Source organism: Asanoa hainanensis (assembly GCF_900188485.1).
GTDB lineage: Bacteria > Actinomycetota > Actinomycetes > Mycobacteriales > Micromonosporaceae > Asanoa > Asanoa hainanensis.
Window position 1 is genome coordinate 175,399 of record NZ_FZPH01000008.1, and the last position, 12,556, is coordinate 187,954.

Sequence of the window (12,556 nt, forward strand, 5' to 3'; positions counted from 1 at the left end):
ATGCTCCCGTGGTGCTGTTCACCCCTGGATTCCGCGCCTTCTATCTCGGTCGGCTGGTGTCGCTCGCCGGCAGCGCGATGACCCCGATCGCGCTCGCCTTCGCCGTGCTCGACGCCAGCGGCCGGCCCTCCGACCTCGGCATCGTGCTGGCCTGCCAAATCGTGCCGCACCTGGCCCTGCTGCTGGTCGGAGGCGTCGTCGCGGACCGGCTCCCGCGCCTCGCGGTGCTGGTCGCGGCCAACCTGGGCGCGGGCCTGACCCAGGGCGGGATCGCGCTGGTGCTGATCAGCGGCGCGTATCGCCTGTGGCTGGTGACCGGGCTCGCGCTGCTGGCCGGGGCCTGGGAGGCGTTCACCTCGCCCGCGCTGCGCGGCATCGTGCCGGAGATCGTCTCGACGGACCACCTGCAGCGGGCCAACTCGTTGCTGTCGGCGACCCGCAGCGCGGTGCTGATCGTCGGACCGACCGTGTCCGGGCTGGTCGTGGTCGCCGCCGGGGGCGGCTGGGCGATCGCCGTCGACGCGGTCAGCTTCGTCGCGGCGGCGGCCTTCCTGTCGCGGCTGCCCCGGGTCGCTCCGGCTCCGGCCGCCGGGGCGCGTCTGCTGCACGACATCCGGGACGGCTGGCGGGTGTTCGTCGCGATCCCGTGGGTGTGGCCGGTCGCGGTCGCGTACGCGGTGATCAATCTCGTGAACGTCGGTCCCTGGCAGATCCTCGGGCCCGCCCTGACCCAGCAGCGCTCGGGCGAGGCCGCCTGGGGCATGGTGCTCAGCGTGCGGGCCGTCGGGCTGCTGGCGATGAGCGCCGTGATGTACAAGCTGACGCTGCGCCGCCCGCTGCGCTTCGGCCGGCTGGCCGGCGCGCTCGGCGCCTGCTCACTGCTGGCGCTCGGGCTCGGCCTGCACCCGGTCGCGCTGGCGGCGTGCGCGTTCCTCGGCGGGGTGGGCTTCGCGGCGTCGGGGATCACCTGGGAGAGCGCGGTGCAGCAGCACGTCCCGTCGGCCCACCTCGGCCGCGTCTCGTCGATCGACGACCTGCTGTCGTTCGCGGCGATCCCGGCCGGCCAGCTCCTGGTCGGCCCGGCCGCGGCCGCCTGGGGCGGCGCGCGGGTGGCGCTGGCCTGCGGGGTCGTATTCGCGGTGGCGGCGCTGGCCCCGCTCGGCGTGCGGGCGGTCCGTGGCCTAGGCCAGTAACCCGCGTAGCGTCGCGATGTCCGCGGCGTGGCCTTCGTGGGCCTTGCCGGACGGGGTCTCGACGATGATCGGCAGGCCCTGGGTCGACGGGTGCCGGAGCAGCTCGGCGAAGGCGGCCGTGCCGATCGTGCCCTTGCCGATCGTCTCGTGCCGGTCCCGCAGCGAGCCGCAGGTGTCCTTCGAGTCGTTGGCGTGCACCAGCTTGAGCCGGCCCGCACCGACCGTCGCGGTCAGCAGGTCCAGGGTCGCCGTCATCCCGCCGGGCCCCGCCAGGTCGTGGCCCGCGGCCCAGGCGTGGCAGGTGTCGAAGCACACCCCGAGGCGGGGGTGGTGGTCGACGGCGTCGAAGTACTCCGTCAGGTGCTCGACCCGCGACGCCAGCGACCGGCCTCCGCCCGCGCTCGGCTCGACGAGCAGCAGCGGCCCGTCCTGGTCGAGCAGCGGCAGCAACGCCTCGCGGACCTGCTTGAGCGCGGCGTCGTAGTGCTCCGGGTCGACCGAGCTGCCGGCGTGGAAGACCACCGCGCGGGCTCCGATCGCCGTGCCCCGGGTCAGCGCGTGCGCCAGCGTCGCCGTGGACCGCTCGACCGTCTCCGGCGTCGGCGAGCCGAGGTTGACCAGCAGCGACGCGTGCACGTAGACCGGCACGTCCCGCTCTTCACACCCGGCGCGGAACAGCGCGTCCTGGTCCGGGTTGCCGGGCGGCAGCGCCCAGCCGCGCGAGTTGGACACGTAGACCTGCGCGGCCCGGGAGCCGGCCGCGTCGAGGTAGGGCAGCGCGGTCTTCGCGATGCCCCCACCCGACGGTGTGTGCGAGCCGATCAGTTGCAAAACAGGACGACCTGGCTCTGCGGCTCGACCGGCGTGTTCTCGTTGGGCTGCTGCGCGAACACCGTGCCGTTCGGGTTGAGCTGCGGGTTGGGCGTCAGGCCCATCCCCTGCACCTGCTGCACCGCCTGCTGGCAGGGCAGGCCGATCAGCCGGGGCACGACCACCTGCGGCGGGCCCTCGCTGACCTCGAGCTCGATCTTCGCGCCCGGCTCGACCCCGGCCCCGTCGCTCGGCGTCTGCTTGGTGACGGTGTCGCGGGGCTGGTCGGACTTCTTGTACGAGATCAGCGGCTCCAGCCCGAGCGCGATCAGCTCGTTGCGGGCCTCGTTGACGTTCTTGCCGACCACGCGCGGCACCGACAGCGGCGCCTTGCCCTTGCTGACGAACACGGTGACCTTGTCGCCGGGCTTGGTCTCGGTGTCCACCGGCGGGTCGGTCGCGACCACGGTGCCCTTGGGCAGGTTGTCGTCGTAGCGGTCGGCGCCCTTGACGATCTGGAGCTTGCGCTCCTGGAGCTCGGTGGTGGCCAGCTGGAGCGTCATGCCGGCCACGTCCGGGACGGTGTAGCGCTCGGCGCCCAGCGAGAGCACCAGCGTGATCGTGCCGCCCTTGAGGATCCGGCCGGCCGCCGCGGGCTGCTGGCTGAGCACGACGTCCTTCTCGACCGTCTCGTCGAACTGGGGCTCGCCGTAGGCGATCGTGAAGCCGCCCCGCGTCGCCTGCTGCTCGGCGGCGGCCTTGGTCATCGCGGCGAGCTGCGGGGCGACCGTGTAGCGGCCCATGCCCCACCACCAGCCGCTGATCGCGAAGATCAGGCCGACCAGCACGATCGAGGCGGCCACCGCCATCCGGCCACGCGGGTTCGCCATGACCATGCGGTAGCGCTCGGCGAGCTTGCCCTTCCCGCCCGGGTCGTCGTCATAGTCGTCGTACGCGGGCTCCGGCGCCCGGCGCCGGCCGCTGGGCGGCGGCTCGGCCTGGCCGGGCAGGCGCGCCCAGGTCGGCCGGGCGGGCTCCGCGGTGGGTCCGGTGACCCGGGGGATCGTCACGGTGCGGTCGGAGACCTGCCGCAGCAGGGCGGTGTTGGCGTTGGCCGCACCGAGGTCGTCGCGGGCGACCTGGACCGCGGAGAGGAACGCGCCGGCGTCGGTCGGCCGGGCCTGCGGGTCGCGCCGAGTGGCGCGGGAGACCAGCTCGTCGACGACCGGCGGGATGCCGGGCACCAGCGTCGAGGGCGCCGGGACGTCCCGGTCAACGTGCTGCCAGGCGACCTCGACCGGCTGGGCGCCGTCGTAGGGGACCCGGCCGGTGAGCATCTCGAACAGCACGATGCCGGCGGAGTAGACGTCGCTGCGCGGGTCGGCGCGGCCGTCGGTGACGAGCTCCGGCGCGACGTAGGCGACCGTGGCCATCAGCTGGCCACCGTCGCCGTCGGTGGCGCTGGCCTCGACGGCGCGAGCCAGACCGAAGTCGGCCACCTTGACCACGCTGTCGACCAGGTTGCCCGGCCCGCCGCTGGGCGCCTCGGCGACGAGCACGTTCTCCGGCTTGACGTCGCGGTGCACGAGGCCGGCGCGGTGGGCGGCGGAGATCGCCGCGAGCATCTGCTCGAGGATCGCCAGCGCCTCGCCCGGGTTGAGCCGGCGCCGCTGGGCCAGCACGTCACGCAGGGTGTGGCCGCGCACGTACTCCATGACCAGGTAGGGCAGCCCGGCGTGGCGGCCCTGGTCGTAGACGGCGACCACGTTCGGGTGAGTCAGTCGCGCGATCGTCTTGGCCTCGTCGGTGAACCGTTCGAGGAACTCCGGATCGCGCGCCTGCGCCGGATGAATGATCTTCAGGGCGACCGTGCGCTCGAGGCGCTCGTCGGTCGCGGTGTAGACGGTCGCCATGCCGCCACGGGCCACCCGGCCACGGATGCGGTAACGCCCGTCGACCAGTGTGCCCAGCAGCGAGTCAGCGACCTGGATGTCCATCGGCAGGCAGTCTATGTGCCCGCCCGGGCGGCGCGACACAGCCGTGCCGGCAAAGTCACCGCTAACCCCGCAATCAGGGGTTTTCGTCCTGGTCATGGCGGTGGTGCCGGTGCCGTTTCCGCCCCTCGTCGGTGGGTTCGTCGCCCGGTTCGGAGGCGCTGGGCGTCGGGCTGGGGGTCGCGGACGGCTCGTCGGTCGCGGCGGGGGTCGGCGTCGGGCTGGGGGTCGGCGTCGGCGTTTCTGTCTGTGGTGGGGCGTCGTCGGAGTCTTCCGGCACCGGGGCTCCGCGCGGCAGCTCCGGTTTCGGGGCGGGTCCTGCGCCGCCCGGGACACCGTCGTGCGTATCCGATGAACCGGCGCCACCGGCCGAGGCCTGGCGGCCGGCGACGGTGAGCGGGCCACCCTGCCGGGCGATCCGCACGCTCTGGTCCGGCCTCGCGTCCGCGTCCGTGCGTTGGCCGGTGCCGGCGGCGCCGGCGACGACGGACGCCGGCTTCTCGCCCTCGGCCTTCTGGCCTGGCTCCAGCAGCGCGCCGAGGCCGTTGACGACCGCGAAGTACGTGCCGATCGCGCCGACCAGGCTGACGAGGACGAACCCGCCGGTGGCCCGCAGCCTTCTCGGCGGCCGGTTCTGTTCAGGGAAGATCAGCTCGGTGGTCTCCTCGCCGTCGGTGCGGCGCGTCTTCGCCCTGCTGAGGTCGTACTGGATCGACCGCCACGCGCCCTCGAGCTCCTTGCGCACGCCCCGCCAGGTCGTCACGGGAGTTCCCTCCGAGATGTTCGGCCGGTACGGCGATACCCCGTACCGGGTGGTTCGGTGGTGTCACGCCCTGTCGGCGTGGCAATGTGAGCGGGTGACCGAAACCGTTCCCGCTCAGTGGCTGCCTTTGCCCGACGTGGCGGAGCGCCTCGACGTGTCGATCAGCAAGGTGCACCAGATGGTCCGCGACGGCTCGCTGCTCGCGGTCCGGCGCGACGGCGTCCTGCGGGTGCCGGCCGAGCTGGTGGCCAACCGCACCGTGCTCAAGCACCTGCCAGGCGTCATCACGTTGCTGCACGACGCTGGGTACAACGACGAAGAGTGCCTGCGGTGGCTCTACGCGACCGACGAGACGTTGCCGGGCTACCCCGCGGCCGCTCTCGGCGGTGACAAGGCGACCGAGGTGAAGCGCCGAGCCCAGGCGTTGGGCTTCTAGGAGTTGCGCTTCGTCTACCTGGCGGTCCTGGTGGGCTGCCTGGCCGGTGCACTCTGGCTGGAACCGGCCCTGCGGGTCAACGTCCTGCGCCGCTGGCGCCGCCTGCTGTTGACCCTGGTGCCGGTGATGGCGGTGTTCGCGGCCTGGGACATCTTGGCGATCGCGGCCGGCCACTGGTCGTTCGACCCGCGCCAGACGACGGGCGTGGTGCTGCCCGGTGGGCTGCCGCTCGACGAGCTGCTGTTCTTCCTGGTGGTGCCGCTGTGCAGCATCCTGGGGTTCGAGGCCGTCCGAGCGGTGCTGCGGCTGCCGGCGGGCGACGAGCGCCCGTGACCTACACGACGGCGGCCCTGGTCGGAGCCCTCCTGGCGCTGGTCCTCGACCTGGCGGTGCTGCGGACGGGGTTGGTACGGCGGCGGGTGTTCTGGGCCACGTACCCGATCATCGTGTTCTTCCAGCTCTTGTCCAACGGGGTGCTGACGGGCCGCGACATCGTCCGCTACGACCCGTCGGCGATCGTCGGGGTGCGGCTCGTGTACGCGCCCGTCGAGGATCTGGTCTTCGGCTTCGCGCTGGTGTTGTCGACGTTGTCGCTGTGGGTGTGGTGGGGGCGGCAGGGAGTTCAGCGGGAGCCGGCGGCGGGGACGGGGTCGTCCTGGTTGCTCCGGCGGTTGCGGAAGCGGAAGTAGGCCAGGGCGCCACCGACGAGGATCGCCACGTCGACGATGGCTCCGGGGAGTTTGGTCAGCACCGGCAGCCCGAGGCCGTTGGGAAGGGCCAACGCCGTGACCACGATCGCGGCGGTCGCGAGGGCGGTTCTGGTCTTTCCTGGTGGGGTGGCGCAGGCGAGGACGGCCAGCGGAACGAGGGCATACCAGGGGTAGAAAACCGGCAGCAGGACAGCGGCGGCGACGAGCGCCCACCCACAAGCCGCGACAACCTCCCGACGGGTCGCAGTTCCTGCTCGACCTCGCGTGGCGGCGTCATTGGGTTCGAGTTCGGCGTCCCTGGGGTCGCGCCCGGTCGGTGGTCCGGAGTGCGCGGCGACACGGCTGGTGTGTGGCTCGGAGTCCGGGGTGACACGGCTGGTTTCTTGTTGGGCCTGCGCGGCGGCGCCGCTGGGTTCGTGTTCGGTGTGTGAGGTGAGCCGGTTGGTTGCTGGCTGGGCTTCAGCGCTGGTGGCGTTGGGTTGGTGTTCTGTGTGTGAGGCGACGCGGTTGGTTGCTGGCTGGGCGTCGGCGCTGGCGGTGTTGGGTTGGTGTTCTGTGTGTGAGGTGACGCGGCTGGTTGCTGGCTGGACGTCGGAGGTGGCGGCGCTGGGTCGGCCCGGTTGCCTGGGCGCAGGGCTCGCGTCGGCTTCCGTGCTGGCGCGGCGCGGGGCCGGGAGTGCGTAGGCCGGGTGGAGGGCGAGCGTGGCGCGCAGCGCGCGCCAGCAGAGGCCGAGCCCGATGACGGCGAGCGCAGCGATGCCGCAGGCGCGGGCGACGTCGACCGTCGCGTCGACGGCGCCGGGGTGGCCGGCCGCGCGGAACACGTAGCCGATCGCCATTCCGATGCCGGTCGGCAGCGACGTCCACTGCACGAGGCTGCCGGTGTCGGAGAGGGCGCCGACCCAGCCGAGGTCGAGCCCGGTGGCCAGACCGGCGGCGGCGAACACCAGCGCACCGGTCCCGGTCACGGTGAGCCCGGCGAGCGCGATGGTGACCCACGGTGGTGTGCCGCGGCGCAGCCGCCAACCAGCGACCAGCAGGACAACGAACGGGAGGGCCAGGATCGCGGTCACCTTGACCCCGACCGCGAGCCCAAGGAAGGCCCCGGCACCTACCGCGGATCCCCACGACATGCCCCGGTAGGCCTGAGATGGGGCCCGCACCGGCTTGCCGTTCCAGGTCGCGTCGCTGGTCTCGGTCGGGTTGCTGGTCCAGGTGGCGTTGCTGGTCCCGGTCGGCTCGCCGTTCCAGGTCGCGTGGCTGGTCTCGGTCGGGTTGCTGGTCCAGGTGGCGTTGCTGGTCCCGGTCGGCTCGCCGCTCCAGGTCGCGTTGCTGGTCCCGGCCGGGTACCCGGTCTCGGTCTCGATGTCGGTCGGGCTTCCGGCCTCGATTGCCGGTCCGAACCTGCTCCTCGTTTCAGCCGCGAGGGCGCCGTGCCTGGAGACAGAGCCGGGCGTGACCGCATCCCCTGTCGACACGCGCGCCGCGTGTGGGGACTGTTCTCCGGTTTCCCTACCGGGATCGTTCGACCTGGTGGTCGCGGGTCCGGAGACCGCCGCGGGCACATCGCGCGCGGGTGTGGCGAGGACCACCGTGGCCGGACCGCGAGACGCGACGGCCGGTACGGCGACCGCCAGGGCGGCGACGAGCAGGCCGGCCGTGAGGGCGTCGTTGTGGGCGCCGGAGACGAGGTGGACCGCGACGAGCGGCGAGAGCAGCCCGAGCCACCGCGCGGATTCCGGGCGGACGCCCACGGCGTTGGCCAGCCGACCCGCGTACACGGCGATCAACACACCACCGACCAGCGCGACGAGCCGGAGCACGGTGACCGCCACCAGCAGTCGGTGGTCGGCGGGCCCGCCAACCGCGCGGGCGACGGCGGCGGCCGCACCGGACAGGGCGATGCCAACCGGGCCGTAAGGCGCCGGCGTGTGCTGCCAGAGGTCCGGCACCGCGTTCGACCAGAGGCATCCGCCGTCGGCCGCACCGATCGCGTACGGGTCCAGCCCGGATCGCCAGATCTCGCCCTGGCAGGCATAGGAGTAGACGTCGCGGCTGGCCAGCGGCGGTGCGAGCAGCAGCGGCAGGGCCCAGAGCGCGCCCGTGGTGATCAACCAGCGGCTGCCGAGGCCGCCCAACCGCGAACCGATCCGCCACCACGCACCGGACACGATCGCCAGCCCGACCACCCACGCGGCGAGGCCCCACCAGAAGCCGGCGCCGGGCGTGCCGGGGCCACGCAGGCCGAGTCCGGGGTCCCGCCCCGGCAAGGCCCCCGCTTCATATGCCCCGGCGGCGACAACGGCGACCCCGACAAGCCCGGTGACGCGCAGACCCCACGGGCTGTCCAGGCCACGCACGCCATCGATGATCCCACGCCGGTCGCGGACCGCAACGACGCTGGCCTCCCCGGGCGCCGGGCCGCCGGGGCGGTTGGCCTCCCCGGACGGGCCGGGCGGGACGGCTGGCGTCCCAGACCTGGGACCGATGCGGCGGTTGGCCTCTCGGACGGGGCCCGGCTGGGTGGTTGGCCTCTCGGACGGGGCCGGCTGGGCGGCTGGCGTCGGACCTGGGGCCGGTGGGGCGGTTGGCCCTCGGACGGGGCCGGCTGGGCGGCTGGCGTCACGGACCCGGCGCCGGTGGGGCGGTTGACCTTCCCGCACGACGGGCGGCTGGCGTCCTGGGCCTGGGGCCGGCGGGGCGGCCGGGTCAGTCGGTGCGGGTGGTGGCGGCGTGGGCGAGGTCGATCAAGGCCGCCCGGGCCTCGCCGTCGATCGGTGCCGACTCGATCGCGGCCAGCGCCGCGTCCAGCAACACGCCGATCCGGCGTTCCGTCCGTTCGGCGGCGCCGCTGGCCACGATGACCTCGCGGAGGTGGGCGATGCCGGCCGCGTCGAGGTCGGGCGAGCCGAGCAGGCGCTGCAGGTCGCGGCGACCGGACTCGTCGGCCGCCTCGAGGGTGGCCGCCACCAGAAAGGTGCGCTTGCCCTCGCGGAGGTCGTCGCCGGCCGGTTTGCCGGTCTGCGCCGGGTCGCCGAACACGCCCAGGAGGTCGTCGCGCAGCTGGAAGGCCTCGCCGAGCGGCAACCCGTAGCCCGAGTACGCGGCCTCGACCTCAGCCGGTGCGGCGGCCAGTGCGGCGCCGAGCAGCAGCGGGCGCTCGACCGTGTACTTCGCCGACTTCAGGCGTGCGACCTTGCCGGCGCGCTCGACGGATGTGTCGCCGGTCGCCTGGGTCAGGACGTCCAGGTACTGGCCGATCGTCACCTCCGTGCGCATCGCGTCGAAGACCGGGCGGGCGCGGGAGAGCGCCGCCGGGTCAAGGCCGCCCGCGTGCAACAGCTCGTCGGACCAGACCAGGCAGAGGTCACCGAGCAGCACGGCAGCGGAGTCGCCGAAGCCGTCGGCGTCGCCTGTCCAGCCGTGGGCCCGGTGCCGGGTCGCGAACCTGCGGTGCACCGCGGGCTCGCCCCGCCGGGTGTCGGAGCGGTCGATCAGGTCGTCGTGGATCAACGCGCTGGCCTGGACCAGCTCCAACGCGGCGAGGGCTTTCACGACCTGGTCGGAGTCGTTGCCGCCGGCACCGCGGAACCCCCAGTAGCCGAAGGCCGGCCGCAGCCGCTTGCCACCCCGCAGCACGAAACCCTCGATCGCGTCGGCGACGGGCGCCAGGGCGCTGTCGACCTCGGCCATCCACGCCCGCCGGTCGGCCAGGAACCACGCCAACGATTTGTCGACCCGCTGCCGCAGGCCGGTCCGGTCGGTCGCGGGCAGGTTCGGGGCGGCAATCGGCCAGCCTGGATCGGCGGGAACCGCGCCGGCGGCGTCGGAAGGGCTCGTCGGCTCGGTCACGCCACGACGCTAGGGTCAATCCGCCGGAACGACAACCGGAGCGCTCACCGCCGGGCTGCGGATCACCGTCGTGGCCCGCCGGCGGACCGCGACCGGGCCCCCACCCAGCGCCCACCCGAGCCGGGCCAGGCCTCGCGCCAGCGCCCACCCAAGCCAGGCGCGGTGCGACGCCCACCCGAGCCCGGCCCGGCCCCGGGCCGGAGCCCAGGTCACGCCGCGCCGAGGCCGGACCCCAGGACCCGTCAGTCATCGCCGGCCACCCGATGACCTCCGACCGGCTCGTCACGCAGCGGCCGTGGCAGGTAGGGCCGCGCCGCCACCAACAGGTCGGCGTAGTCACGTGCGGCGGGCAGCCGGGCATGCGGGGCGATTCGGTCGCCGAAGGCGGTGAGCAGGTCGAGCGCCCGCGTCGAACCCGAGCGGATCGTGTCGAGCACCGCCGCGCCGGCGACCAGCAACGCGCCCTCGGCCTCGCCGGTGTCGAGCCGGGCCCGGGCCAGCCAGGCCTTGTCGAGCGCGCCGGTGCGCGGCTGACCGGAGCGGGCCGCGGCCCGCGTCAGCAGCGGGAGCGCGCGGTTGGGTCGGCCGAGCACGACCAGGCAGCGACCGGCCAGCGCGTCGAGCTCACCCTCGTCGAGCCAGTAGAGCCAGGGCGGATCGTGCTCCGCGGCCCGTCGCTCGGTGGCCCGCTGCGCGGCGACCAGCGCCGCCTCGGCGGCACCGCGTAACCCGGCCGCCGCCGCCGCGAACGCGATCCGGTGCAGCAGCAGCGCCCGCCCCGACGCCGACAGGGCCCGGCGTGACCCCGCGTAGGCGGTGCGGGCCAACAACAACGCCGGCGCCGGGTCGCCCGAACCGGCCAACAGGTGACTGGCCGAGCCTAGTACGTGGCCGGCGAGCGGCCGGTCACCCGCGGCCGCCGCCGCGCCCAGCGCCGCCCGATAAGCGGACAGCGCGCCGAGCGGATCGCCCGCGTCGGCCAGCGTCCAGCCGCGGAGCTGGGCGACCTCGGCCCGCAGCCGGGCCGCTCTGCGGGTCAGGGTGGCGCCGGCCGGCGGCGTCGTCGCCTGGGCGGTGGCTGCCCCGAGCCGCTGCACCGCGCTGGCCAGGTCGGCCCCGCCGAGCACGTCGTCGAGGCGGCGGGCCGCGACCAACCGGGCGGTCACCTCGGCGACGGTCGGCCGTTCGCACCAGGCGGTCGCCGGAGGAGCGGCTCGCGGCGGCCCGATCAGCGGCGGTGGGTCGCCGGCGAGCCACGTGTGCGCGAGCCCGAGCAGGTCGAGCCCGACCCGGTCACGGCTCTCCGGCCGCCCGGGGCCGGCCTGCCCGGGCGCGGCCAGGCGGTGGCGCAACCGGCTGCGCTCGGCCGCGGCCGCGAGGCCGTCGACCGGCGTGTCGAGCACAGCGGCGAGCCAACCGAGCCAGAAGTCGGCCGGCAGTCGATCCTCGCGCTCCCAGCGGCTGACCTCGTGGCGGGTCACGGTCGGGCTGCCGGAGGCGGCGCAGAGCTGCTCGGCCAGCCGGAGCTGGCTCCAGCCCCGGCGTAACCGCAGCTGAGCCAGGTAGGGACCGAACGGCGGACGCGGACCGGCCGCGTCGAACGGGTGCGGTGGCGACGCGGACATCATGGACCCTCCCCGAAGCAGCGGTGCACGCCTGTGGCCCCCGGATGCCGCGAACGGCACCCCACGCGCCGACCAACGGACCGTGGTGTCGGCCCGCGGCGCGTAGAACATATGTACCCCTCGGGTGCGACGTTTTCCCGTCCCCATCCCGTCGGCAACGCCGTCACCAGCGCGAACGCGCGTTATCCACAGGCGCCCGGTGCGGCGACCAGCAAGACCACCCAGCCGGTACGCTCGACCCGTGGCGCTCGGACTCCCCTCGATCCTTCCGGGATCGCAACCATCGATCGGTGACCTGATCCGCGAGGCAGGCCCGACGTTCTCGTTCGAGTTCTTCCCGCCCAAGACACCCGAAGGCGAGGTGCAGCTGTGGCGGGCGATCCGCGAGCTCGAGCCGCTACACCCGTCCTTCGTCTCGATCACCTACGGCGCGGGCGGCACCACCCGCGACACCACGGTGTCGGTCACCGAGCGGGTCGCGACCGAGACGACGCTGCTTCCGATGGCCCACCTGACCGCCGTCAACCACTCGGTCGCCGAGCTACGCAACGTGATCGGCCGGCTGGCCGCGGCCGGCATCCGCAACATCCTCGCGGTGCGCGGCGACCCGCCCGGCAACCCCAACGGCGAGTGGGTGCGCCACCCGGAGGGCGTCGACTACGCCGAAGACCTGGTCAAGATCATTCGCGAGTCGGGTGACTTCTGCGTAGGCGTCGCGGCGTTCCCGTACAAGCACCCGCGCTCGGCTGACATCGCCAGCGACACCGACTTCTTCATCCAGAAGTGCCGCGCCGGCGCCGACTTCGCGATCACCCAGATGTTCTTCGACGGAGACGACTACCTACGCCTGCGCGACCGCGTGGCCGCCGCAGGCTGCGACACCCCGATCCTGCCCGGCGTGATGCCGGTGACCCGGATGAGCACCATCGCCCGCTCCGAGCAGCTGTCCGGTGCGCCGTTCCCGCCCGCGCTGGCCGAGCAGTTCGCCCGGGTCGCCGACGACGCCGACGCGGTGCGCAAGCTCGGCATCGAGCAGGCCAGCGAGATGTGCGCCCGCCTGCTCGCCGAGGGCGTGCCGGGCATCCACTTCATCACCCTCAACCGGTCAACGGCGACCCGCGAGGTATGGCAGCACCTACGGGTCGACGCCGGCGTGTGACCTCGACCGCCGAT

The 12,556-nt window shown here is 73.9% G+C and carries 11 protein-coding genes; 5 read left to right on the forward strand and 6 right to left on the reverse strand.

The features are described from left to right. Positions 1-11 precede the first annotated feature (11 nt). The gene (locus CHC05_RS20910) at positions 12-1,193 is read left to right on the forward strand and encodes an MFS transporter (RefSeq protein WP_245871096.1); all 1,182 of its coding nucleotides are present in this window, start codon (positions 12-14) and stop codon (positions 1,191-1,193) included. Here the strand turns inward: CHC05_RS20910 and CHC05_RS20915 are convergent. From CHC05_RS20915 to CHC05_RS20925, 3 genes are all read right to left on the reverse strand, one after another. After that, positions 1,182-2,015 carry a deoxyribonuclease IV gene (locus CHC05_RS20915; RefSeq protein WP_089251655.1) on the reverse strand — a complete coding sequence of 278 codons (834 nt, stop codon included), beginning with the start codon at positions 2,013-2,015 and terminating at the stop codon, positions 1,182-1,184. The two genes, CHC05_RS20910 and CHC05_RS20915, sit on opposite strands and share 12 nt — an antisense overlap. Next, the gene (pknB, locus tag CHC05_RS20920) at positions 2,015-4,000 is read right to left on the reverse strand and encodes a Stk1 family PASTA domain-containing Ser/Thr kinase (RefSeq protein WP_089251394.1); all 1,986 of its coding nucleotides are present in this window, start codon (positions 3,998-4,000) and stop codon (positions 2,015-2,017) included. Before pknB ends, CHC05_RS20915 begins: the two co-directional genes overlap by 1 nt. Positions 4,001-4,073: 73 nt before the next feature. Continuing rightward, a complete protein-coding gene (locus CHC05_RS20925; RefSeq protein WP_089251396.1) occupies positions 4,074-4,760 on the reverse strand; it encodes a hypothetical protein in 687 nt (228 codons plus the stop codon). 94 nt (positions 4,761-4,854) lie between these two features. Here CHC05_RS20925 and CHC05_RS20930 point away from each other — a divergent pair, with 94 nt between their 5' ends. Genes CHC05_RS20930 through CHC05_RS20940 form a run of 3 tightly spaced genes read left to right on the forward strand, consistent with a single transcriptional unit; the run spans position 4,855 to position 5,885 of the window. Then, positions 4,855-5,196, forward strand: coding sequence for an Rv2175c family DNA-binding protein (locus tag CHC05_RS20930; protein ID WP_245871100.1), 342 nt, complete (start codon positions 4,855-4,857; stop codon positions 5,194-5,196). 3 nt (positions 5,197-5,199) lie between these two features. Continuing rightward, positions 5,200-5,529, forward strand: a complete 330-nt coding sequence (locus CHC05_RS20935; protein WP_089251398.1) for a lycopene cyclase domain-containing protein — start codon at positions 5,200-5,202, stop codon at positions 5,527-5,529. Then, complete coding sequence (locus CHC05_RS20940) at positions 5,526-5,885, forward strand: lycopene cyclase domain-containing protein (protein WP_089251400.1); 360 nt, start codon at positions 5,526-5,528, stop codon at positions 5,883-5,885. The genes CHC05_RS20935 and CHC05_RS20940 overlap by 4 nt, the downstream gene beginning before the upstream one ends. On the opposite strand, the gene mptB is transcribed toward CHC05_RS20940, so the two are convergent. From mptB to CHC05_RS20955, 3 genes are all read right to left on the reverse strand, one after another. After that, a complete protein-coding gene (mptB, locus tag CHC05_RS20945; protein ID WP_144022701.1) occupies positions 5,819-8,266 on the reverse strand; it encodes a polyprenol phosphomannose-dependent alpha 1,6 mannosyltransferase MptB in 2,448 nt (815 codons plus the stop codon). The genes CHC05_RS20940 and mptB overlap by 67 nt on opposite strands. A gap of 349 nt (positions 8,267-8,615) precedes the next feature. Then, positions 8,616-9,599 carry a polyprenyl synthetase family protein gene (locus tag CHC05_RS20950; protein WP_245871131.1) on the reverse strand — a complete coding sequence of 328 codons (984 nt, stop codon included), beginning with the start codon at positions 9,597-9,599 and terminating at the stop codon, positions 8,616-8,618. Positions 9,600-10,000: 401 nt separating this feature from the next. Beyond that, a complete protein-coding gene (locus CHC05_RS20955) occupies positions 10,001-11,386 on the reverse strand; it encodes a helix-turn-helix domain-containing protein (RefSeq protein ID WP_245871101.1) in 1,386 nt (461 codons plus the stop codon). 238 nt (positions 11,387-11,624) lie between these two features. Between CHC05_RS20955 and metF the strand changes: the two genes are divergently transcribed. Next, positions 11,625-12,542 carry a methylenetetrahydrofolate reductase [NAD(P)H] gene (gene metF / locus CHC05_RS20960; RefSeq protein ID WP_089251404.1) on the forward strand — a complete coding sequence of 306 codons (918 nt, stop codon included), beginning with the start codon at positions 11,625-11,627 and terminating at the stop codon, positions 12,540-12,542. Positions 12,543-12,556: the final 14 nt, after the last annotated feature.